We start from the raw sequence: 23,422 nt of genomic DNA, 5'->3' as shown, positions 1-23,422 counted from the left end.
ACAAGGGTTAAGGGGCACTGGGGTATTTCTCCAGTAATGCCTCCGCAATAGCCTCTGTTTGCGCATCCGCTTCACCCTCATAGCGCTGGGGCCGAAAATGCATTTGGAACGCGGCCACCACCCGGCGCTGCTGAATGTCGCTCATATCCGGCCTGACCTCGTAGCCGTAGCGAGCCAGTTTTTCCAGCAACGCCGCCCTTTCAACCGGCGCATACTCATAGCGGTGACGCAGGTAAAAGCGAACGCGCTCGGCATCAGGCCAGGCTCCCACGCCCGCCTGCGCCAGTTGTTGCCAGGGAAAGTGCGGGCCGGGGTCAATTTTACGCTGTGGAGCAACATCGCTATGGCCCACCACGTTCTGCGCATCAATGTGATAACGTTGAATAATCTGCCGGGCCAGCGCTATCACCAGGGCAATTTGCTCAGAGGTATAAGGCTGCCAGTAGCGAGTGCCGGCAGCGGTATGCCGCCAGCCGGGGTTTTCCTGCTCAATGCCTATCGAGGACGTATTCAACTGTCTGACGCCACGCCAGTAGCTGCTGCCAGCATGCCAGGCAGCCAGCGTCTCTGGAAGGAGCTGCCACAGCACGGGTTTCCCCTCACGGTAAGGCGGAGCCGCAGGAACAAGATAATGCGCACTGACATTCCCGGCACTCAGCGTGTCCAGAGCACGATCAAAGTCCTCAGCCGTATAGTGCAACACTAAAAAACGCACCCTCGGGCTGTGACTCTGGGCAATGGCAGGTTGCGCCTGCCAATATTCACCGTTATCCACATAGCGATCCCGGTCACGACTCTGACACCCACCCAGCACCATGATCAGCAGCCATAACACGGCATATCGTCCACTTTTCATCGTTAATATCCGTCTTCATCTCACGACGCGACATGCACCGCATTCTCTGTTTTTTTCAGCCATTTTTACCATTAAATGACGCACCAGCAACATCATCGTCACCCACGACATATTTTTGCAACTTAACGCACTGACAGCCTGGCCTGCGGCAGGTGATGATTGTCCACCAGAGCAAGGTTATCCCCCTGACAAATCTACCTGTCTGGGTCGCAAGGCGCGATTTTGTGCTAAAAAATCGCCAATAAATCGTGTAATTGCAAATTTTAACCCATGACGATTGCATAACTATTCTGCCGAGGCTACCATTTGCGGCATCAATGTCTATTCAATTCTTGCGCATGAGTATTCAACTAAACAGCATTAACTGTTTCTATGGCGCACATCAGGCGCTGTTCGATGTCACCCTTGATTGCCCATCTGGAGAAACGTTGGTACTGCTTGGCCCAAGCGGTGCTGGCAAGAGCTCGTTATTACGGGTGCTTAATTTATTGGAAACACCCCGCTCAGGGACGCTCAGTATTGGCGGCAACACGTTTGACTTTAACCAGCCGCCATCGGAAACCGCCATTCGTGACCTGCGTCGCAATGTCGGCATGGTGTTTCAGCAATACAATTTATGGCCGCACCTGACCGTACAGCAAAATCTGGTCGAAGCGCCCTGTCGCGTACTGGGTCTCAACCGTCAGGATGCGCATAAGCGTGCAGAAAAATTGCTTACGCGCTTACGCCTGAATGATTTCGCCGATCGCTATCCGCTGCATCTCTCAGGCGGTCAGCAACAGCGCGTTGCCATTGCCCGCGCCCTGATGATGGAGCCACAGGTTCTGCTGTTTGATGAGCCGACTGCGGCCCTTGACCCGGAAATCACCGCTCAGGTGGTCAGTATCATTCAGGAACTGAGTGAAACCGGTATCACGCAGGTGATAGTCACCCATGAAGTGGATTTCGCCCGTAAAACAGCCAGTCGCGTGGTGTATATGGAAAATGGTCGCGTCGTGGAACAAGGCGATGCCTCGCACTTCACCGCACCCCAGACACCTGAATTCGCTGGCTATTTATCTCACTGATTGTTTATCCCCTTGCTAAATAAGGATAATAATATGAAATCATTATTTATCGCCGCACTGCTCGGCGGGTTGAGTTTGTCAGCCAGTGCGGCTGATACCCTGCGTTTTGCGACCGAAGCGTCCTACCCGCCGTTTGAGTCCGTCGATGCCGGTAATCAGATAGTCGGGTTTGATATTGATTTGGCCAATGCGCTGTGTAAGCAGATCCAGGCCAACTGTACTTTCAGCAATCAGGCGTTTGACAGCCTGATCCCCGGTCTGAAATTCCGTCGCTATGACGCCGTGATTGCCGGAATGGATATTACGCCGGAACGCCAGCAGCAGGTTTCGTTTACCCAGCCTTATTATGAAAATTCGGCGTTGTTTATCGCGCCTAAAGGCCAGGTCGCTGATGTCGCCGCACTCAAAGGCAAACGTGTCGGTGTACAAAACGGCACCACACACCAGAAATTCCTGCTGGATAAGCACAGTGATATTACGGTTGTACCGTATGACAGCTATCAGAATGCGGTTCTTGATCTGAAAAATGGCCGTCTGGATGCGGTATTCGGTGACACCGCCGTCGTCAATGAGTGGCTGAAACAGAACCCGAATCTGGCCTCTGTGGGAAACAAAGTCACTGATAAAGATTACTTTGGTATCGGCCTTGGTATCGCTGTTCGTCAGAATAATGATGAACTGGTGAAGAAATTCAATGAGGCCCTGAACAAAATCAAGCAGGATGGCACTTACCAGACCATCTACCAAAAATGGTTCCAGCAGTAATCTGACCGATAACCAATGACTGAACTTCATCCTCTCGCAAGTGCCGCCGGTATGACCGTCGGCCTTGCTCTTTGTGCGCTGGCGCTGGGCCTGTTACTGGCAATGCTGTTTGCATTGTGGGAAACCGCGCGCTGGAAAACCCTCAGCTTCACAGGCACGGCACTCGTCACGCTGCTGCGCGGCCTGCCGGAAATACTGGTCGTGCTGTTTATTTACTTCGGCTCTTCGCAGTTGCTGCTGGTCTTGTCAGACGGCTTCACCCTTAATCTCGGGGTGATGCAACTGCCTGTCAGGCTTGCGATGGATAACATCGAAGTCAGCCCGTTTCTGTGCGGTGTGATTGCACTGTCGTTGCTGTACGCCGCTTATGCCTCGCAAACGCTGCGCGGGGCACTCAAGGCAGTGCCGCGTGGTCAATGGGAGTCCGGTCAGGCGCTGGGCATGCGCAAAAGCGTTATCTTTCGCCGTTTAATCATGCCGCAAATGTGGCGTCACGCCCTGCCGGGGCTTGGCAACCAATGGCTGGTGCTGCTCAAGGATACCGCGCTGGTATCGCTTATTAGCGTCAATGATCTGATGTTACAGACCAAGAGTATCGCCACACGCACGCAAGAACCCTTCACCTGGTATATGGTAGCGGCGATGATTTATCTGGTCATCACGCTGATAAGTCAGGTTATTTTGCGGCGCATTGAAGCGCGAACGACGCGTTTTGAGCGGAGGCCGTGCTGATGTTGAGTTATATTCCAGAACTGCTCAAAGGGCTGCACACCAGCCTGCTGCTGACCGTACTGGCGTTACTGCTGGCGTTAGTGCTGTCACTGGCGCTGACGGTGGTACTGACGCTAAAAACCCCGTTGTTGTCTTCACTGGCACAGGGTTACATCACGTTATTCACCGGCACGCCGCTACTGGTGCAAATTTTCCTGATTTACTACGGCCCAGGCCAATTTGAGGCCATCCGCCAGATAACATGGTTGTGGAGCCTGCTGTCACAACCGTGGTTTTGTGCCGTCACGGCATTGGCACTCAATAGCGCCGCCTACACCACCCAGTTATTTTACGGTGCTGTGCGCGCCATTCCTGACGGGCAATGGCAGTCTTGTGCCGCATTGGGCATGGATAAGCGCCAGACATTACGCATTCTGCTGCCGTTTGCCTTCAAACGGGCGCTGTCGTCCTATTCCAACGAAGTGGTGCTGGTCTTCAAAGGCACTTCGCTGGCCTATACCATTACCCTGATGGAAGTGATGGGTTACGGGCAATTGTTGTATGGACGCACATATGATGTGTTGGTGTTCGGTGCCGCCGGGGTGGTTTACCTGTGTGTGAACGGCCTGCTGACACTGTTAATGCGCGTGGTTGAGCGCCGGGCACTGCGCTTTGAGCGCCACAACGGCTGATCTCACCAGACTGTTTTCGATGTATGCATGCCGACACTCTGTGTCGGCATTTTTATATCCTCACACGCTACCTATCCTATAAACCGGAGTATGCTATGAAAAAATTTGTTCTTGCTGCCTTACTGGCAGGTTGCGCCTTTGGCAGTCAGGCGGCTGACACCTTGCGTTTTGCCGCCTCCGCCACCTATCCACCGTTTGAGTCTCTGGACGCCAATAATCAGATGGTGGGGTTTGATATTGATCTGGCGAATGCCCTGTGCAAACAGCTTCAGACCACCTGTAGTTTTACCAATCAAGCCTTTGACAGCCTGATCCCGGCCCTGAAATTCCGCCGTTATGATGCCATTATTTCCGGTATGGACATCACGCCCGAGCGCAGCAAGCAAGTGGCGTTCACCCAGCCTTATTACGCAAACTCAGCCATCATCATTGCGCAAAAAGGCCAATACCACAGCTTCGCTGACTTAAAAGGCAAGCGTATCGGTATGGAAAATGGCACCACGCACCAGAAATACCTGCAAGAGAAACACCCGGAAGTACAAACAGTGCCGTATGACAGCTATCAAAACGCGCTGATCGACCTGAAAAATGGCCGTCTTGACGGTGTGTTTGGTGATACCGCCGTCGTCAACGAGTGGCTGAAAGCCAACCCTGAGCTGGCCACCGTGGGAGAAAAAGTCACCGACAACACCTACTTTGGCATCGGGCTGGGTATTGCCGTGCGCCCGGATAATCAGGCGCTACTGGAAAAACTGAACAACGCGCTGGCGGCTATCAAAGCCAATGGCACCTATAAAGCCCTCAATGACAAGTGGTTCCCGCAGCAATAAGCCGATTTTTCCTCTCATGACGCTAACGGTGCTCCGGTAGCGTCATCTCACTGCCGTCAGTCAGCCATGCGCCGTTGCAGCAACGCCAGCACTTCATAGTGAGCGGTATGCGGGAACATGTCGAATAGCTGTACCTGCTGTATCTGGTATGCCGGCAGACGGGCAATATCCTGCGCCATCGTCAGTGCATTACAGCTCGAATAGAGCAGGTACGGCGGAGCCATTCGGCTCAGATAGTCACACAATGCCTCGCCAATGCCACGCCGGGGTGGGTTGACTATCACCAAATCCGGCGTCTGAGCTTCGCCAACGGCAAACCGGGTAGAGTCAAGCGCGGCAAAACTAACATTCTCCAGCCCCAGTTGCGCCGCCGAATGCCGGGCGCAGGCAATCGCTTCCGGGCTGATTTCAATGCCGGTTAACGCCGTTTGCGGGCCTGCGCAGTGCAACCCAAAACCCCCAACACCACAAAATAGATCCCACATGCTCTGGACAGGTAATACCGATACCCACTGCTTTGCCGTAGCATATAACGTGGCCGCCACATGGGGGTTGGTCTGGAAAAAACTCTGCGGCCGAATAGACAACGGCACCTGATTAAAACGCTCTTCCAGCGCCTGTTCGGGAGTGAGCGCAATCTCCTCCTCCCCTTCCAGAATGGCTTGATGTATTGGCTGAATATTGGCAGAAATGACCGCCAGCTGTGGCAACTGCGCCATCAGCCACGGCAGAGCCGCTCGCAAAGACGGTAATTTGACATCCGAGCGCAGCACAAAACGCAGCATAAAATGCCCGCTGAGCTGGCTTTGTGTTAATAGCAGGTATTTCAGCTCCCCCCGGCGACGCGCTACGTTATAAGGCGTGAGCCCCGCACGGGCAATAAATGTCTTTAACACTGCAAACACCGGGGTGAAACTGTCAGGATAGAGCGGGCAATCACAGAGATCGACTGCCGTACCATCACGATGCAACATGCCAAACAGCGGGCGCTCCACGCTGCCGCTCACCACCATTTTGGCTTTATTGCGAAAAGCAGATACGGGCGACGGCACAGGGCTAAGCCATTGCCGTACCGGGTACTCACCCAGCAGCGTTGTCAGATGCGTTTGTTTGTCAATGAGCTGCCGGGGGTAGTCAATCTCCAGCCACTGGCAGGAACGGCAGGAGCCATCGTGATAACGGGCACATTGCATGGCGAGTTTACTGTCAATCATCAGGATAAAAACGGGGGCTGATTGTATCACCCCCATCAGGCAAAATTACGGGTGGGGCATAAAAAAACGCTGGCTGCGCCGGGGAATAAACAGAAGCAGGATGAGTAAAAAGTCCGGCAGGCGCTGCATAAACAGCTGATTTAACACCTCCCCCGCGCCATCCCCGCTGACATGAAAAACAGGTGGCAAGAACTCAAGCAACGACGCCAGCAACATATAAACGGTGACCAGACACTGCGTCAGCAAAAAACACCAACGCCCCCAGTTAACACCACTGAGTACCGCAAAACCGCATCGAATCTCAACGCACAACACCAGCAGCGCAGCCAGCAGCACCAATGTACTGTCCCATTGCCTGGCACTGCTACTCAGCCAGCCGCCAAATCCGCTGATCCCAAGTTCGCTGATGGTCAGCATCACACTCAAACAACGCGTGGCAATAATGGCAGAGCCTGCCACCATGACCGCGACTGGCGCAAACAGGCTGCGCCGCAGAACCTCTCGCTTGATGTGCTGCATATCTGCCCCCCCTGAAATAACAACGCCACCAGAAAGTATGGTGGCGTTGTGGGAATTGGCAAATACCGGCGCTATCGCGTTAGCCTGACACTGAGGTTAACCACGTCTGGCCTTCTGCACATCGCGCTGGCGCTGCTTTTCTGCGCGCGCCATAAACCACCAGGCAATCAACCCGATGATGCCAACGACCAAGAGGATCAGCGACGCCAGTGCGTTGATCTGTGGGTTAACCCCCATTCTGACACTGGAGAACACCAGCATTGGCAATGTCGTTGCGCCCGGCCCGGAAACGAAGCTGGCTATCACCAGATCATCGAGCGAGAGAGTGAACGCCAGCAACCAGCCAGAGACCAGTGCCGGGGCTATCATCGGCACCGTGATGATAAAGAACACCTTCAGCGGCGTCGCCCCGAGATCCATAGCGGCTTCTTCAATCGAGCGATCCAGCTCACGCAGGCGGGCGCTAATCACCACCGTGACATAAGCCGAGCAGAAGGTCACATGTGCCAGCCAGATGGTCAGCATACCGCGCTCGGCAGGCCAGCCGATCGCTTGTGCCAGCGACACAAACAGCAGCAGCAATGACAAGCCGGTAATCACATCCGGCATCACCAGCGGTGCCGTCAGCATAAAGGCAAAACCGTTGGAACCGCGGAAATTACCAAAACGCACCATCACCACGGCCGCCAGCGTGCCCAGTACCACCGCCATGGTGGCCGACGCCGCGGCAATGGTCAGACTAAGCGCGACGGCGCTTATCATGGCGGAGTCTTCAAACAGTGCGCTATACCACTGGGTAGACCATCCAGCCCATACCGTAACCAACCGCGAACTGTTGAAGGAATAGATAACCAACATCAGCATCGGGGCATACAAAAAGCTGTATCCCAACACCAGGATCAGGGTTCGCCACGGCGAACGCACAGCCGGTAAATTATTCATGCCTGATCCTCCGCAGCCTTGTTCTGGTGTTTATGGAACCAGATTATCGGCACAATCAGCAAAATCAGCATCACCATCGCCACCGCCGAAGCCACCGGCCAGTCGCGGTTGTTGAAAAATTCTTGCCACAGAATGCGACCTATCATGATGCTATCCGGCCCGCCTAACAGTTCAGGGATAACGTATTCCCCGACAGTCGGGATAAACACCAGCATCGAGCCTGCGATAATACCGCCACGCGTCAGCGGGACAATGACACTGAAAAAGGTTTTCACCGGGCGAGCACCCAAATCCAGCGAGGCTTCCACCAGTGAGTAATCCAGCCGCGTCAGCGCGGTATAAATCGGCAACACCATGAACGGCAGGTAGGAATAGACCACCCCGATATACACCGCCAGATTAGTATGCAAAATCACCAGAGGTTGATCGATAACACCCAGCCATATCAGGAAATTATTCAATATGCCGTTGTCTTTCAATATGCCCATCCAGGCATAGACACGGATAAGAAATGACGTCCACGACGGTAAAATCACCAGCAATAACAAAATATTGCGGGTAGATGCCTTGCTATGTGCCACCGCCCACGCCATCGGATATCCCACTGCCAGACAGCACAATGTGGATATTGCCGCGACTTTCAGCGATTGCAGGTAAGCATCGATGTACAGCGGGTCTGATAACAATTGCAGGTAATTGCCGATATTCAGGCTTATCTGTAAACGGTTATCCGCCCAGGCCAACAGATCCGTGTATGGTGGAATGGTGCGGGCCATTTCTGCAAAACTGATTTTGAACACAATCAAAAACGGCAGCATAAACAGGCACAACAGCCACAGATAGGGAAGCGCAATCACCCATTTGCGCCCATGTGCCAGGCGCAAACGCGCCAGCGCAGCACGCAACGGGCTCATGGATTGGCCCGGTGGTTCATGTTGTTCAGATAACATCGCCATCGCCTTTTCCTCCATCACACCGTCAGTACTACACAGCTGTCCGCATCCCAGCACAGGCGCACTTCATCACCCCAGGTGGGCGAGCCTTTACGAAAGCGGTCGGCATTTTGTAACTGTGCGCTGATTATCTGCCCGCTGTTCAGACGAACATGATAGATGGAGAGATCGCCAAGATAGGCAATATGCACCACCTCCCCTACTGCAAAGTTGAAGCCATCAGCCGGAACCTCATCACACAGCATGATTTTCTCCGGGCGCAACGCCACATGCACTGGCACGCCATCCACTACCGACACATCGGAATTCACTTTAAGTGGATGAATCAGCCCTGGGCTTTGCAGAATCAAGGCATCATCCTGACGCTCGGTCAGGATGCCTTCGAACATATTGACCGAGCCGATAAACTCGGCACTGAAACGGGAGGTCGGGTTTTCATAAATCTCTTCAGGCTCACCAATTTGCACGAATTTGCCGCGATTCATAATGGCAATACGCCCGGCCATGGTCATCGCCTCTTCCTGATCGTGCGTCACCATGACGCAGGTCACGCCGACACGTTCAAGAATGTCCACCACTTCCAGTTGCATACGGTCACGCAGTTTTTTATCCAGCGCGCCCATGGGCTCATCGAGCAACAGCAGCTTCGGACGTTTCGCCAGACTACGCGCCAGCGCCACGCGCTGACGCTGCCCACCAGAAAGCTGATGCGGCTTGCGCCCGGCAAACTCTTGCATGTGCACCAGCGTTAGCATTTCTTCGACGCGATCTTTAATCTCGCCACGCGAGAGTTTGTCTTGCTTCAAACCAAACGCGATGTTCTTTTCTACCGTCATATGCGGGAACAAGGCATAGGACTGAAACATCATATTGATCGGCCGCTGATACGGTGGAACCAGGGACAAATCCTGTCCATCCAATACAATTTGCCCCTGCGTCGGCTGTTCAAAACCAGCCAGCATGCGCAGCAGTGTGGATTTACCACAGCCGGAAGCGCCCAGTAGGGCAAAAATTTCGCCTTTGTAAATGGTCAGGCTGACATCATCAACCGCGAACTGACCCTCATACGATTTGGTCAGATTGCGCACTTCCAGCAGCGGTGTCGCCGCTTTCTGAGGTTTAGCCTGGGGACGGGGATCGCGTCGTTCACTTAATATTGCTCTCCGGCAAAAGCAGAACAAAGTCGCCGTCACCTGACGACGACACAAATAACACGAACAGGCGGGATTAAGCCGCCTGTTCGACAAAAGTGGCATGAAGGCTGACGGTTATTTCCCGCTTTTTACCTTAGTCCACGAACGGGTAATCACACGGTCAACCTTCGGTGATTGTACCTTGAGCGTAAACAGTTTGGCGCGAATATCTGCTGGCGGATAGATATTCGGATTGCTACGCACCTCGTCTTTTACCAGCGCCGTTGCCTCTTTGTTTGGGTTGGCGTAGTAGACATGGTTACTGACGTTGGCAATCACCTCAGGCTTCAGCAGGTAGTTGAGGAACTGATAAGCAGAGTCCAGGTTTTTCGCATCTTTGGGAATGGCAAACACATCGAAAAAGGCCAGTGCCCCTTCTTTTGGAATGCTGTAGCTGATATTCACACCATTTTTCGCCTCTTTGGCGCGGTTAGACGCTTGCAGCACGTCCCCGGCCCAGCCTATCGCCACACAGATATCACCATTGGCCAGGTCATTAATGTATTGAGAGGAATGGAAATAGCGAATATTAGGCCGCAGTTTCAGCAACAGGTCGGTTGCCTCTTTGGTGTAGTCCGACTCGTTGGCGCTGTTCGGATTTTTGCCAAGATAATTGAGCACCGTGGCATAGACTTCTGCCGGTGCATCCAGGAACGAAACCCCACAGCTTTTCAGTTTTTCCAGATTTTCCGGTTTCAGTACCAAATCCCAGCTATTGACCGGCGCATCTTTGCCCAGTACGGCTTTAACTTTCTCGACGTTATAGCCGATACCGGTGGTTGCCCACAGATAAGGCACCGCATATTTATGACCTGGATCGTGCTCTTCAATCAGCTTCATCAGCTCAGGATCAAGGTTTTTATAATTGGGTAGCTTGCTCTTATCCAGCGGCTGAAAAACACCTGCACCGATCTGGCGACCCAGGAAACTGGCAGAAGGGACAACCAAATCAAACCCTGTGCTGCCAGCCATTAATTTGCCTTCGAGCACTTCGTTGGAGTCAAACACGTCATACACGACTTTGATACCGCTCTCTTTCTGGAAATTCTCCAGTGTGTCCGGGGCGATATAGTCAGACCAGTTATAGACGTGCAGCGTTTTCTCTTCCGCAGATGCGGTGACGGACGCGGCGATCATCAAGCCGGCAAAAACACCCGAAAACCATTTTTTACGTTGGGTGAACATCCGTTCCTTCCTCCATACCAGGGGGTGAATACAGGTGGGTTAAGGCACAAACCGTGAGCACGGCGTGCGTGTATTTTTAGATAACCGGCAGGACAACAGATGAATGGCTATGCATCTACCCTGCGTTGTCAATGCGTAACCCGACACAACGTTACGACCGGCACCCTATAGAAATAAAGCATAACCGCACTGTTACGCCCGTACCAGACCGGAATAAAAAAAACGGGTTTTATCGATTATTTATTCACATTTTATCTATGTGATGCGTTCCTACGCCACAAAGCCAGTAAAATATATCGATTAAAACAAAATAAACCGCATTAAATGCGGTTTATTAAAAATAAGAAAAGCTGATGGTCAGTCATTGATCCACAACGTAATCAATGCAAACTCGGGCTACCCAGCAGCCCAGCAGGGCTCTCTTCCTCTTCCCCTAAAAACAGCAGATTATTGGCGCTGGCTTCCATGATGACCATGGAAATTTGTTGCTCTGCCTGCTCCATAAAATGACGGAATTGCTCAAGCGTGATACCCCGCCCCGCGCTAAAAGTCTGGCAGACAATCAGCTTTGGCAGGTTATCATCCTGAATATCCAGAAACGCTTTTGCTGTCAGCGAGCTGGCATTAATTTGGCTCAGATTGCCTGAGAGAGGAATTAATGCCGTCGGTTTAACTTCCGCCAGCGCAGAAAACAGAATAACGCTATCGGCCATGTCTATTTTGGCATCAAATACGCCATCAAAATTTTGCATATGGGGAAGGTGCAATGCCTGACAGGAATCACATTCGAAATAAATAATGCCCAATTGATCCAGCCACCGCCGTAGCACATTCAAATCAGGGACGATGATTGAATCCATCTTGACCGCCTCATATTCATCAATGATAAAAACTCTGACGCATGGCGACCTGTTGCCACCCCGCACAGAAATAACAGCGTCAACGCCTCTGGCTCATCGGTTGATGCCAGCACGCGAAGATACCCGGGGATGCTGCTCAATGTATTCAATCATCATCCCTGCAATATCAAGCCCTGTCGTGGTTTCAATGCCTTCAAGGCCTGGCGAGGCATTGACCTCCATCACCAACGGGCCACGCGCAGAGCGCAGTATATCAACACCCGCAACGTTGAGTCCCAATGTTTTTGCGGCCTTGACCGCAATTGCGCGCTCCTGCGGCGTTATACGAACCCGGCTGGCCGACCCACCCCGATGCAAGTTGGAGCGAAAATCACCCGGTTTGGCCTGCCGCTCTATCGCCGCGACCACCCGTTCACCGATAACCAGGCAGCGTAAATCTTTGCCATGCGCTTCACCGATATACTCCTGCACCAAAATATGGGCATTCAACCCGCGAAACGCATCAATCACACTCTCGGCAGCCTGATGCGTTTCTGCCAGCACCACGCCAATGCCCTGGGTGCCTTCCACCAGTTTAACCACCAGCGGCGCACCCCCCACCATTTTAATAAGATCAGCGGTATCATCTGGCGAGTGGGCAAAACCGGTAATAGGCAGGTCAATCCCCTGGCGCGCCAGCAGTTGCAGTGAATGCAATTTATCGCGCGCGCGGATAACCGATATCGCATTGTTGAGCACAAAACTGCCCAGCATTTCAAACTGACGCAGCACGGCGGTACCATAAAACGTTATCGCCGAGCCAATCCGAGGGATAACGGCATCATACTGTTCCAGTTGCCGCCCCCGATAATGCACCGACGGAGCCGCTGAATTGATATTCATATAGCAAGACAGCGGGTTGATAACGTCAATGCTATGCTGGCGTGCCTGTGCGGCTTCACACAATCGTTTACAGGAATAGAGCAAGCTATCCTGTGACAAAATAGCGATTTTCATAACGCTCCGGTGCTATCGGGTGACCCACCCCTGCTGATGCAGGTAATCGAGCATAAATGGACGACGTTCCTTGCTTAGCATACGTCGAATCTGCTCACTCCAGCTCTCCATGCGTTGGTTGCTGTCACGATGACCATAATAATCAATAATATGCTGGTCATAGGCGGCCAGTAACGCCCGATCAAGCGGCTGATACCGATTCTCATGCACCACCAGACCCGCAGGCAGGCGTGGCTTGAGATCAGGACAAGCATCAGGATAGCCCAGGCACAACCCAAATAGCGGCAACACCTGCTGTGGCAATGCCAGCAGGGTTGTTACCTGCGCGATGTGATTACGAATACCGCCAATAAACACGCCGCCAAGCCCCATTGATTCTGCGGCGATCAGCGCATTTTGCCCCATCAGAGCCGTGTCCACACAGCCAAGCAGCAATTGTTCCGCCAGCCCCACTTCCGCTTGCGGGTAAATCTGTTGATGACGGTGAAAATCCGCACAAAACACCCAAAACTCCGCCGCCTGGCCCACCCAGGGCTGATCGCCCGTTAATTGCACCAGTTGCTGACGCAAATCGCCATCCGTGATTCGAATAATCGAACTGCACTGCAAAAAACTGGAGGTAGAGGCACTTTGTGCAGCCACAATAATCGCCTCACGTTGTTCATCACTTAGCGGCTGGTCGGTGAAAGCACGAATGGAACGGTGCTGGCGTAATAGTGCAATAGTTGGTGTCACGTTGGTTTTTCCTAAAAGCAATCTGAGAGATGACATTGCCCCAGTATCGTAACACCGAGGCGTATTACCGGCAGGTCAAGACTTCGGCTGTTTATCTGGCACACTGGCAATTATATGTCAGCGATAGAGTGGCACCAATGCTATCGGCTGCTTTTGGCACCCGGTGGTGAGGATAGAGACAACAAATCGCTCTAACAGGTAATCACGACTTTCGATCGATTATCATTACAGGCATAGTAATGCAGTTGGCAAAATTTCTTATACTCTAAGAAGAGGTTCGATATCACGGATATCTTCTTAATGCTTTAAAAATAAAGGAGTAAGTATGTACGCAGTCATTTTCGGACGCCCGGGTTGCCCTTATTGTGTCAGAGCCAAAGAGCTGGCAGAAAAACTCTCTGCCGAGCGTGATGACTTCAGCTACCGCTATGTTGATATCCATGCCGAAGGGATCAGCAAAGATGACCTGTCAAAAACCGTTGGCAAGCCGGTAGAAACCGTGCCCCAGATCTTTCTGGACGAAAAACACATCGGCGGTTGTACCGACTTTGAAGCCTATGCGCGCGAACATCTGTTCCAGTAATCAAGCAACCCGGTAGACAAAAGGCGCTTAATGCGCCTTTTGTCGTTTGCTTTAACAGCGTAAGTCACGCGGTGTGTGAGGTATGTCAATAAAAATAGTGTCGGCTGACGGCACGTAAAAACAAGAACAGCAATACGCCGAGCAGACACCAAAAGACAGCGCTGCTGACATAAGCCAGTTCCTGCCAGAATGATAGCCGGGAAAATTGCCACAGCGATAACATCAGCAGACACACAGGCATCGCGACCAGCGCGCCCGCCAACGGATAGCGTAAACGTCGGTTACGGGACAGGTAACTTGACACCATACCTGGCAATAAAAACAATAACATACCAGGGTCTCCACGAAACCCTTCATCCAGCGACGCGCTGACAATACGCATTTTCTGGCTTAAAAACACCAGCATAAACAAGACAAAACAGCTAACAATACCCAACCACCCTCTGCTACCTGCCATGTTCGTCTCCCCGAATTACCCCTAAGTCGCTGCACTGGGCGATACACTTTTCGTATCTTTCGCCGTTATTAAACGTGATACGGCATGCATCCCTGATGGCGCGAAAAACCAGCATTGATACGATTTATCCGTATCCGCGGCTGGTTGTCCGCCGGAGAAATCTCTAAAATGGCCCCATCAAACCAGATGATGTTGCCAATAAACCGCCGCACTCGCCGAGTCATCACAGCAGTGTCACTCATTGTTGTTATTACACTGCTCTGGTTCTTCGCCATTCAGACAAACATGGCACAAGCCCCTGCGATGGGGTAAATTTAGTTCAAAATATTTTTTATATCAATAATTTACCAGTAAACAACAAGTTACATTCCATGAATATAAACGTCGCTGATTTGTTAAACGGGAATTACATTCTGCTGTTGTTCGTTGTTCTCTGCCTGGGGCTCTGCCTTGGAAAATTGCGGCTTGGTTCGGTTCAACTCGGCAATTCCATTGGTGTTTTGGTCGTTTCACTGCTGCTGGGTCAACAGCATTTTGCCATCAATACAGAAGCGCTCAATCTTGGTTTCATGCTGTTTATTTTTTGTGTGGGCGTGGAAGCCGGCCCGAACTTTTTTTCCATTTTTTTTCGTGATGGCAAGAATTATCTGATGCTGGCGCTGGTGATGGTCAGCAGTGCTCTGTTTATTGCACTATTGCTGGGTAAATTGTTTGGCTGGGGAATCGGCCTGACCGCCGGGATGCTGGCAGGCTCCATGACATCCACCCCGGTATTGGTTGGTGCCGGTGACACGCTGCGCAATACGCTTTCCCTTGGCCCGTCGCTGTCGATGGCCCAAGAGCAACTGAGCCTGGGATACGCGTTAACCTATCTGGTCGGGCTGGTCAGCCTGATTTTCGGTGCCCGCTATCTGCCTAAATTACAGCATCAGGATTTGCCGACCAGCGCCCAGCAAATTGCCCGTGAACGCGGGCTGGATGCCGACAGTCAGCGCAAAATTTACCTGCCGATTATCCGCGCTTACCGGGTCGGCCCGGAACTGGTCGCCTGGGCAGGGAGTAAAAACCTGCGCGAGCTGGGTATCTATCGCCAGACCGGGTGTTATATCGAGCGCATTCGCCGTAACGGCATTCTGGCAACACCGGACGGTGATGCGGTGCTACAACTGGGTGATGAAATCGCACTGGTGGGCTACCCCGATGCACATGCCCGTCTTAACCCCAACTTCCGTGATGGCAAAGAGGTGTTTGAGCGCGATTTGCTTGATATGCGCATTGTGACGGAAGAAATTGTGGTGAAAAACCATAATGCCGTAGGCAAGCGGCTCAGCCAGCTCAAGCTGACCGACCACGGCTGTTTTCTCAACCGAATCGTTCGCAGCCAAATAGAAATGCCGATTGATGATGGCGTCGTACTGAACAAGGGGGATGTCCTTCAGGTCAGTGGTGATGCGCGACGGGTAAAAAGCGTCGCCGACCGAATAGGTTTTATCTCTATTCATAGCCAGGTCACTGATTTATTAGCATTTTGTGCCTTTTTTATCATCGGTATCATGGTCGGTCTGGTCACGTTCCAGTTTCGTAGTTTTTCCTTCGGCATTGGTAACGCCGCCGGTTTGTTATTTTCCGGCATCATGCTGGGTTTTCTGCGCGCCAACCACCCAACCTTCGGCTACATTCCACAAGGCGCGCTGAATATGGTGAAAGAATTTGGCCTGATGGTATTCATGGCGGGCGTAGGTTTAAGCGCAGGCAGCACCATTAATCACAGCTTTGGCGAAATCGGTGTGCAGATGGTGTTGTCAGGCCTGGTGGTTAGCCTGCTACCCGTCGTGGTGTGCTTTCTGTTTGGTGCTTATGTTCTGAGAATGAACCGGGCATTGCTGTTTGGTGCCATCATGGGAGCACGTACCTGCGCACCGGCCATGGAGATAATCAGCGATGCGGCACGCAGCAACATTCCGGCATTAGGCTACGCCGGGACTTATGCCATTGCCAACGTGTTACTTACCCTGGCCGGTTCCCTGATAGTCATCATCTGGCCACAGCTACCGGGGTAACGCATTTTGTAAATTAGCGTCAATTTTTTTCAGGCTGCGCAGAACTTTTTCCTCAAGGTGTAGTCTGAGTTAATGCCACTGCTTTTCTTTGATATCCCTAAATTGAGGAGCCCGTCGTTCACGCCAGTAAGGTTCAAGAACGACGGGCATTTTCTTTTTCAGCCTTAGAGATGCGCATCCCAACCCGGTTTGGTTCTGTCAGGTTTAATTAGCCCACCTAATAAACATTACTGCGTTATAACATTTGCTCGATGGATTTGCGCCTTGCTATTTATGAAGGTTATATTAATGCCCCATCTGCTGTTCACTCAGCACATTGCCTGCGGTTAACCATCCCTGGTGCATACCACTTTTCCCCATTACGCTATCTAATTCAGGCTGTTGCCATGAAACGCGGCGTAATACATCGTTAAAGTTTGCATCAGGAAACCGTCCGACCAGCCGTATTATGAGGAAAAACATGGAAACGCGTCGCGCAGCACGGCTCAACAAACTCGCCCAGGCTTTAAAAAAGGCCGACAAACTGCACCTCAAAGATGCGGCGCAATTGCTTGGCGTCTCTGAAATGACGGTACGGCGCGATCTGAGCGCACAGCCTGATGCCGCAGTGGTACTGCTTGGCGGGTACGTCGTCTCTGATTTAAAAGCCAACGCAGGTGCCACCAGCTACATTGTTTCCGACCAGCAAACCAAAAATGTGGTAGAAAAAACCGTTGTCGGCGAACTGGCTGCGGCCTGCATTGAACCTAACGACACCGTGTTCTTCGATTGCGGCACCACCACGACGTTTATTATCGCCGCCATTCACGATGACCTGCCGTTTACCGGTATCTGCTACTCCCTCAATACCTTTTTGGCACTTCAGGAAAAACCTAACGGGCGGGTGATATTGTGCGGTGGCGAATTTCATCCGGATAACGCCATTTTTACTCCTCTGGGATACCAGCACGAACTGGATCAAATCTGCCCGAATAAAGCGTTTATCTCGGCTGGCGGGATTGACCTGCAAGCCGGAGCGACCTGCTTTAATTTTGCCGAACTGGTGATGAAACACCGGGCAATGTCATTATCACAACAGGTCATTCTGGTGGCTGACAGCACCAAATTCGGCACACGCAAACCCGCCCGAATTGGCGCACTGACGCTGTTCGATACGCTAATAACGAGTGGCCAGCCCGACGCCAGCTACCTTCAGCACCTGAAAGCCAATAACATTCGCCTGATAACACCCTGACATTGGCGCAGGCACTCAACCACAATGCCCTGAACGAGGTGACTGCCGCTTTCAGGGCCTTGCGTTAGGTTAACCGAATATCCCACCAAACCAGCCTGATAGTGTCATTAATATGCGATCCCATAACTGGCTGAAGAAGCCGGCTTGCGGTATGTCTTCCATCACGACCAATGGGCGCTCATCAATCCGTTTTCCATCAAGCTGAAATTCGATACTCCCCACCACCTGGCCTTTGCTAAGCGGTGCCTGCAACTGGGGTTGATTAAGCGTAAAACTGGCCTTCAGATTTTTAGCCTGGCCTTTCGGTAAGGTTATCGCCGCATCATACGCCACACTCAGTTTGGCCTGATTGACCCGCCCCAGCCACACTCGCTGTGTAGTAAATGCCGTATCGCTACGCACAAGCGTAGCCGTTTCAAAAAAGCGCAGTCCCCAGGTCAGTAATTTTTCACTTTCACGAAAGCGGATGCTATCCGACGGGGCCCCCAGCACCACGGAGATCAGCCGCATATCATTTTCGATGGCCGAGGCAACCAGGCTGTGCCCTGCACCATCGGTATAGCCGGTTTTCACTCCATCCACACGCAGATTACTGCTCCATAACAGGCGGTTACGGTTAGGCTGGCGAATATTATTGAACGTGAACTCCTTTTCGCTGTGCAGTGCATATTCCTCCGGCACATCGCGAATCATCGCCCGCGTCAGCACCGCCATATCACGCGCGGTACTGTATTGGCCTGGCGTATCCAGCCCGTGTACGGTAAGAAAGTGGGTATTCTTCAGTCCAAGACGCTCAGCATACTGGTTCATCAGGCTGATAAAGGCATCCTGACTGCCCGCAACATAATCTGCCAGTGCAATACTGGCATCGTTGCCAGATTGGATAACCATCCCTTTATTCAGTGAGGAAACCGGGATTTGATCGCCGGGCTTGAGAAACATCAGCGATGACCCGCGCAGGGCCGGATTCCCGGTAGCCCAGGCATCTTTCCCTACCGTCACGGTATCTTCCGGCTTGATCTTGCCCACTTTGATAGCCTGGCCAATCACATAGCTGGTCATGATTTTAGTCAGGCTGGCGGGATCCAGCCTGACATCTGCATTTGATTCGGCCAGCACGCTACCGCTGGCCGAATCCATCAAAATAAACGCGTTGGCATCAATCTGGGGGGCGGGCGTCATCTGTTCTGCTCGCGGTGTCGAAGAGAGGGTCAGCAACACGACGGTGGCTGCCAATGCGTTACGTCCCCGGTAGAGGAAAGGTGTCACTGTCTTCATGTACGCCATCCAAGGGTATTAAAAATAGAAGGATATCCATCGGGTTAGCCGATGCCGCCGGTACAAGGTAGCCTGTGCCAGGTATGAATAACATCGTTCACTCCGTAAAGTTCGTCAAAGAAAATAAAAATCGGCGGATTCTGACAACCGTATCCGCGGTTAACGTCACTCAAGACAGGCCGTCGCGTCAGCGCTCATGCGCGTCACCAGTGATTTTATCTGCCCAAAGGCATCAATCTCCCTCATTTACTCCAGATTATTGCCGCATCCCCGATGACACCGGCTAAAAATATTAAAATTTCTTATAAAAAAAACTTTCCATCGTACTTAGTTCAACATTTTTAATACATTATTTATTTTTAGGAAGTTAAATGATGCGAATAATTTGAGTGGCATTTATCTCATCATAAATGATGTGTTAAATTAACTGTGTCAATATATTTATAACAAGGAAGAGATCATATTCCTTCTGGTTTTCAGAGGGGGTTCTATTAGTTCGGTTATTTCTCACCACTAACATGATCTAACAATAGTGCCATGCCTTGGCCGGGCAAAAAAAGGAATTTATCATGCCTATAGAAAAATGCATTATCACCTACGACTCATGGAAAGTTTATGTAGAAAAACACATCTCACATCCTGACCATGAAACGATTATTATGGTGAATGGAGCACTATCAACAACGGCTGCATTTAAAAATACAGTCAAGAATTTATCCAGCAGATTTAATATCATCTTATTTGACTTACCCTTTATTGGTGAGTCACTGCCATATAACACGCTGGACCGTGTCATTACCAAGCATGATGAAGTCAACATCCTGCTTCACCTGATTGACACCTTCGAGCCAGACCATATCCTGTCAATCTCATGGGGCGGCCTATCATCAATGCTGGCGCTATCTAACAAACCCAGGCAGATCAAGAAAGCGGTTATTGCCTCATTTTCTGCACATCTCAATGATAAAATGCGCGATTATATTGAACAGGCACGTTATTATATCCATTCGAAAGAATTTGAGAGCGCGGCAGAATTACTGAATAATGAAGTAGGTAAATTTCTCCCTCCGTTACTAAAACACATCAACCTGAAACATATTTCCTCAATGAGTGAATTTGCATTCCAGCAGGTTAATTTTCATATAGATCAGGTACTCACCCTGAAAGAAGAAAATTACATAGAGATATTCAGGGGCATTAATGCAGAAATACTTTTCCTGAATGGTGAAAATGACGAATACACCACATCTGATGATATTAAAAAGATGGAAAAATATATTAAATCGTGCAAGTTCAGTACAATTCCCGAAGCGGGACATTTTCTTGATCTGGAGAACAGAAAAGCCGCAAAACAGGTAGCAGAGAGAATTATTTCCTTTTTTGCCTAGCGAAGATCAGGACAGAAAAGCCGTCGGATATTATCCGGCGGCTTGATAGTTACGGGTTGAAATATTAAACAAAATTTACTTATCGACGGCGTTCGCGCTTATCCGCACGTTTTGCCAGCTGATCGCCCAGCACCTGAACAGCCTGAACCAGAATCACCAGTGCAATCACCGTGATGACCATCACCTGTGTTTCGTAACGGTAGTAACCAAAACGGATCGCCAAATCCCCGACGCCACCACCGCCCACAATGCCCGCCATAGCAGAGTAACCAATCAGGCTCACCAGGGTAATGGTAAGACCTCTTAGCAACCCGGCACGCGCTTCAGGCAAAAGCACGGTACAGATAATACGCATCGGACTTGCACCAAACGCTTGCGCCGCTTCTACAATACCGGGGTCAACCTCACGCAACGCGCTATCTGCCAGCCGGGCGTAAAACGCAATCGCCGCGACAGACATTGGCACGGAGGCCGCAATCGGCCCAATGGTATTGCCTAACAAAAACTGAGTTAACGGTAATAACAGCACCAGCAGGATGACAAAAGGTACGGAACGGATGATGTTCACCAGTAAGGTACTCAGCAGGTAAAGAAACCGGTTTTCCCAAAACAGATGGCGATCGGTCACATAAATTAAAAAACCGAGCGGTAAGCCCCCCAGTAATGCAAACAGGGTGGAGAGGCCTACCATCTGAAAGGTTTCACCAAACGCCGTGAGTAAATCGGCCATTAACTCAGCCATGCAACACCTCCACGCGAGCGGTTCTTTGCTGAATATGCGCGACGGCCTCATCCACCCGCTGGTTATCGTCCGGGTGAGTCAGTAACGCGACCAAAATGCCCAACGCCCGGTGCCCGATGTACTCAATCTTGCCATGTAAGATATTGACAGAAACCCCATAGCGCATGGCGACATCAGATAATACCGGCTGCTCTGCCGACTCACCGATAAACAGAATTTTCAACAGCCTACCGTTTAATTCCTGCTGCAAACGTGTCGGTAGCGCCAGATTAAGGGTATGTGCCACCAATTGCCGGGTGAATGCGTGCTGAGGTGTAGCAAAAATATCGAATACCTCCCCCTCTTCCACCACGCGTCCGTCGGTCATGACCGCGACGCGATCGCAAATCGCTTTGATGACATCCATCTCATGGGAGATGAGCACAATGGTTATCCCCAATGTCTGATTAATCTCTTTGAGCAGCGTCAGAATGGACGCGGAGGTTTCCAGATCCAGCGCTGAAGTCGGTTCATCACATAGCAATACCGTTGGGTAATTGGCGATAGCGCGGGCAATGCCTACTCGCTGTTTTTGCCCACCGCTGAGCTGTGACGGGTATATGTGCGCTTTATCCGCCAGCCCGACCAGAGTCAGAATATCCGGCACACGCTGGGCGATAACCGCGGCAGACTGGCCTGCCGCTTTCAGGCTGAAAGCGACGTTTTGTGCCACGGTACGCGTTTGCATCAAATTAAAATGCTGAAAGATCATGCCGATTTTTTGGCGTTCAGCGCGCAATGCTTCACCGTACAACGCACTCATTTGCACGCCGTTAACCCAAACTTGCCCGCTGTCAGGCCGCTGCAACAGATTAATGGTACGCAGCAGCGTGCTTTTCCCTGCACCACTGGCACCCACAATGCCATACACCTCACCTTGCCGAATATGTACAGTAACGTTGTCCACCGCACGCTCTGCGGTGCTTTTGGCTCCAGGAAAGGCGACGCTGATATTTTCCAACTGAATCATGGTGTTGATGACTCCTGATGGTGCATAAAAAACAACAAGCCGGTCAACGACCGGCTTGCCTGGAACAGAGGGAAGAGAACGGGATCCAGCAGGTTTTCGCTTTCTCTGATACCCCTCCGATCACTGCATGAATAAATGCGTTTACTGCGCAGGTACCAGGGTACTCGCGCCCATCCAGTCCGGGCGCTGAAACTGGCTGAACATGGTGGCCGGGTCATTAATCACCGCGGCATAAGATGCCGATGTCACGGCGGCCTTGATGTCTTTGACAAACGCTTTATCAACGTCGTCCGTACGCACGGCAATCACGTTTTTCAGATTTTCATCCAGCGTTTCCAGTTTCAATGCCGAAGCCAGTTTGATGCCGGCTGCAATGGCAAAATTACCGTTAACCAGTGAAGCCGTCACGCTATCAAGCGTGCGCGGCAATTGCGCGGCTTCCAGTGGTTTGAATACCAGGCCTCGTGGGTTGTCCTGAATATCTTTTTCTGACGCTTTGGTCGCATCAATGTCCGGTTTAATGGTAATTAACCCCAGCGACTGCAAAAAGCGCAGACCGCGAGCCAGGTTAGTCGGATCATTGGACAACGTGATGACATCACCTTTTTTCAGTTGATCAAGCGAGGTGATTTTACGCGAATAGACCCCCATGCTGGCCGTTGGTACGGTGATAAGGCGCGTGAGTTTAAGCCCTTTGTCCGCGGAAAATTTCTCCAGATAGAGCGAGTGCTGGAACAGGTTGGCATCAATGCTGCCGTTCGACAGCGCCAGATTCGGCTGAACATAGTCGCTAAATTCGCGCACCACCACGTTATAGCCCTTTTTCACCAGCTCCGGCTTGATAGCCTGATTAACCATGTCACCGTAAGGGCCCGGTGCAACACCAAACACGATTGTCCTGGGGTCACTCTGAGCCAATGCAACCGAGATCCCTGAGGCGAGCAGCGCAACCGTCAATGCGGCACGAAATGAAGGGGAGAATGTCATCTATTATTATCCTGTCTGCTAATAATTAGCGGTTATTATTGGAAATATCAGACAGATTGGTAAATAGAAAAAAGCTATATCAATATTTCTGTTTGCCCTGACCACCCTGATGAACATGATGCACCAGGCGATTGTCGGCGTTCTCCGCAGACTATCGGCCAATAAT

24 protein-coding genes are annotated in these 23,422 nt (G+C 51.4%); 9 read left to right on the top strand and 15 right to left on the bottom strand.

The genetic code is table 11. The annotated features are described in order from the left end of the window. Positions 1-7: 7 nt before the first annotated feature. Positions 8-856, bottom strand: coding sequence for an N-acetylmuramoyl-L-alanine amidase (locus tag DAQ1742_RS09320; RefSeq protein ID WP_035342302.1), 849 nt, complete (start codon positions 854-856; stop codon positions 8-10). A 338-nt stretch (positions 857-1,194) separates the two neighbouring features. Between DAQ1742_RS09320 and artP the strand changes: the two genes are divergently transcribed. The 5 genes from artP (at position 1,195) to DAQ1742_RS09295 (ending at position 4,921) form a co-directional block, all read left to right on the top strand. Then, positions 1,195-1,923: an arginine ABC transporter ATP-binding protein ArtP gene (gene artP / locus DAQ1742_RS09315; protein WP_180706325.1), complete on the top strand. Its 729-nt coding sequence runs from the start codon at positions 1,195-1,197 to the stop codon at positions 1,921-1,923. A 33-nt stretch (positions 1,924-1,956) separates the two neighbouring features. Beyond that, entirely contained in the window at positions 1,957-2,688 is a 732-nt protein-coding gene (artJ, locus tag DAQ1742_RS09310) for an arginine ABC transporter substrate-binding protein (RefSeq protein ID WP_035342308.1), read from the top strand. A gap of 15 nt (positions 2,689-2,703) precedes the next feature. Further along, positions 2,704-3,420 (top strand): arginine ABC transporter permease ArtQ, encoded by a 717-nt coding sequence (gene artQ, locus DAQ1742_RS09305; RefSeq protein ID WP_035342309.1) that lies wholly within the window; start codon positions 2,704-2,706, stop codon positions 3,418-3,420. After that, positions 3,420-4,091, top strand: coding sequence for an arginine ABC transporter permease ArtM (artM, locus tag DAQ1742_RS09300; protein WP_035342312.1), 672 nt, complete (start codon positions 3,420-3,422; stop codon positions 4,089-4,091). Before artQ ends, artM begins: the two co-directional genes overlap by 1 nt. Positions 4,092-4,186: 95 nt before the next feature. Then, positions 4,187-4,921 carry an arginine ABC transporter substrate-binding protein gene (locus tag DAQ1742_RS09295; protein WP_035342315.1) on the top strand — a complete coding sequence of 245 codons (735 nt, stop codon included), beginning with the start codon at positions 4,187-4,189 and terminating at the stop codon, positions 4,919-4,921. Positions 4,922-4,977: 56 nt separating this feature from the next. Here DAQ1742_RS09295 and rlmC read toward each other — a convergent pair whose 3' ends face one another. The 9 genes from rlmC to nfsA form a co-directional block, all read right to left on the bottom strand. Then, positions 4,978-6,114: a 23S rRNA (uracil(747)-C(5))-methyltransferase RlmC gene (rlmC, locus tag DAQ1742_RS09290; protein ID WP_035346041.1), complete on the bottom strand. Its 1,137-nt coding sequence runs from the start codon at positions 6,112-6,114 to the stop codon at positions 4,978-4,980. A 66-nt stretch (positions 6,115-6,180) separates the two neighbouring features. Beyond that, the gene (locus DAQ1742_RS09285; RefSeq protein ID WP_035342323.1) at positions 6,181-6,654 is read right to left on the bottom strand and encodes a YbjO family protein; all 474 of its coding nucleotides are present in this window, start codon (positions 6,652-6,654) and stop codon (positions 6,181-6,183) included. A 96-nt stretch (positions 6,655-6,750) separates the two neighbouring features. Continuing rightward, on the bottom strand, positions 6,751-7,596 hold the full coding sequence (potI, locus tag DAQ1742_RS09280) for a putrescine ABC transporter permease PotI (protein WP_035342326.1): 846 nt from the start codon (positions 7,594-7,596) through the stop codon (positions 6,751-6,753). Further along, positions 7,593-8,552 (bottom strand): putrescine ABC transporter permease PotH, encoded by a 960-nt coding sequence (potH, locus tag DAQ1742_RS09275; RefSeq protein WP_035342329.1) that lies wholly within the window; start codon positions 8,550-8,552, stop codon positions 7,593-7,595. Before potH ends, potI begins: the two co-directional genes overlap by 4 nt. A 14-nt stretch (positions 8,553-8,566) precedes the next feature. Beyond that, positions 8,567-9,706 carry a putrescine ABC transporter ATP-binding subunit PotG gene (potG, locus tag DAQ1742_RS09270; RefSeq protein WP_180706324.1) on the bottom strand — a complete coding sequence of 380 codons (1,140 nt, stop codon included), beginning with the start codon at positions 9,704-9,706 and terminating at the stop codon, positions 8,567-8,569. A gap of 111 nt (positions 9,707-9,817) precedes the next feature. Continuing rightward, complete coding sequence (gene potF / locus DAQ1742_RS09265) at positions 9,818-10,927, bottom strand: spermidine/putrescine ABC transporter substrate-binding protein PotF (RefSeq protein ID WP_035342334.1); 1,110 nt, start codon at positions 10,925-10,927, stop codon at positions 9,818-9,820. Between the two features lie 380 nt (positions 10,928-11,307). Then, the gene (locus DAQ1742_RS09260; RefSeq protein ID WP_180706294.1) at positions 11,308-11,787 is read right to left on the bottom strand and encodes a YbjN domain-containing protein; all 480 of its coding nucleotides are present in this window, start codon (positions 11,785-11,787) and stop codon (positions 11,308-11,310) included. Positions 11,788-11,880: 93 nt separating this feature from the next. Next, the gene (gene rimK, locus DAQ1742_RS09255; protein WP_035342336.1) at positions 11,881-12,783 is read right to left on the bottom strand and encodes a 30S ribosomal protein S6--L-glutamate ligase; all 903 of its coding nucleotides are present in this window, start codon (positions 12,781-12,783) and stop codon (positions 11,881-11,883) included. A gap of 12 nt (positions 12,784-12,795) precedes the next feature. Beyond that, positions 12,796-13,518 carry an oxygen-insensitive NADPH nitroreductase gene (gene nfsA, locus DAQ1742_RS09250; RefSeq protein WP_035342339.1) on the bottom strand — a complete coding sequence of 241 codons (723 nt, stop codon included), beginning with the start codon at positions 13,516-13,518 and terminating at the stop codon, positions 12,796-12,798. Between the two features lie 325 nt (positions 13,519-13,843). Between nfsA and DAQ1742_RS09245 the strand changes: the two genes are divergently transcribed. Then, a complete protein-coding gene (locus DAQ1742_RS09245; RefSeq protein WP_035342341.1) occupies positions 13,844-14,101 on the top strand; it encodes a GrxA family glutaredoxin in 258 nt (85 codons plus the stop codon). An 85-nt stretch (positions 14,102-14,186) separates the two neighbouring features. Here DAQ1742_RS09245 and DAQ1742_RS09240 read toward each other — a convergent pair whose 3' ends face one another. After that, a complete protein-coding gene (locus DAQ1742_RS09240) occupies positions 14,187-14,558 on the bottom strand; it encodes an inner membrane protein YbjM (protein WP_035342342.1) in 372 nt (123 codons plus the stop codon). 371 nt (positions 14,559-14,929) lie between these two features. On the opposite strand from DAQ1742_RS09240, the gene DAQ1742_RS09235 reads away from it, so the two are divergent. Both DAQ1742_RS09235 and deoR read left to right on the top strand, forming a co-directional pair. After that, positions 14,930-16,618: an aspartate:alanine antiporter gene (locus DAQ1742_RS09235; RefSeq protein WP_035342344.1), complete on the top strand. Its 1,689-nt coding sequence runs from the start codon at positions 14,930-14,932 to the stop codon at positions 16,616-16,618. Positions 16,619-17,078: 460 nt separating this feature from the next. Next, positions 17,079-17,852, top strand: coding sequence for a DNA-binding transcriptional repressor DeoR (deoR, locus tag DAQ1742_RS09230; RefSeq protein WP_035342346.1), 774 nt, complete (start codon positions 17,079-17,081; stop codon positions 17,850-17,852). A gap of 69 nt (positions 17,853-17,921) precedes the next feature. Here the strand turns inward: deoR and DAQ1742_RS09225 are convergent, their stop codons facing one another. Further along, positions 17,922-19,130, bottom strand: coding sequence for a serine hydrolase (locus DAQ1742_RS09225; protein WP_067487485.1), 1,209 nt, complete (start codon positions 19,128-19,130; stop codon positions 17,922-17,924). 569 nt (positions 19,131-19,699) lie between these two features. Between DAQ1742_RS09225 and DAQ1742_RS09220 the strand changes: the two genes are divergently transcribed. Next, positions 19,700-20,518, top strand: a complete 819-nt coding sequence (locus tag DAQ1742_RS09220; protein ID WP_035342348.1) for an alpha/beta fold hydrolase — start codon at positions 19,700-19,702, stop codon at positions 20,516-20,518. 79 nt (positions 20,519-20,597) lie between these two features. Here DAQ1742_RS09220 and DAQ1742_RS09215 read toward each other — a convergent pair whose 3' ends face one another. From DAQ1742_RS09215 to DAQ1742_RS09205, 3 genes are all read right to left on the bottom strand, one after another. Continuing rightward, positions 20,598-21,260 carry a methionine ABC transporter permease gene (locus DAQ1742_RS09215; protein WP_035342350.1) on the bottom strand — a complete coding sequence of 221 codons (663 nt, stop codon included), beginning with the start codon at positions 21,258-21,260 and terminating at the stop codon, positions 20,598-20,600. Continuing rightward, entirely contained in the window at positions 21,253-22,269 is a 1,017-nt protein-coding gene (locus DAQ1742_RS09210; protein WP_035342351.1) for a methionine ABC transporter ATP-binding protein, read from the bottom strand. Before DAQ1742_RS09210 ends, DAQ1742_RS09215 begins: the two co-directional genes overlap by 8 nt. A gap of 141 nt (positions 22,270-22,410) precedes the next feature. After that, the gene (locus DAQ1742_RS09205) at positions 22,411-23,256 is read right to left on the bottom strand and encodes a MetQ/NlpA family ABC transporter substrate-binding protein (protein ID WP_035342353.1); all 846 of its coding nucleotides are present in this window, start codon (positions 23,254-23,256) and stop codon (positions 22,411-22,413) included. Between the last annotated feature and the right edge of the window lie 166 nt (positions 23,257-23,422).

It is taken from the genome of Dickeya aquatica, from assembly GCF_900095885.1.
Classification (GTDB): Bacteria; Pseudomonadota; Gammaproteobacteria; order Enterobacterales; family Enterobacteriaceae; genus Dickeya; species Dickeya aquatica.
Note: the sequence above shows the minus strand (reverse complement) of the source record. Positions and strands in the feature narration are given on the sequence as shown.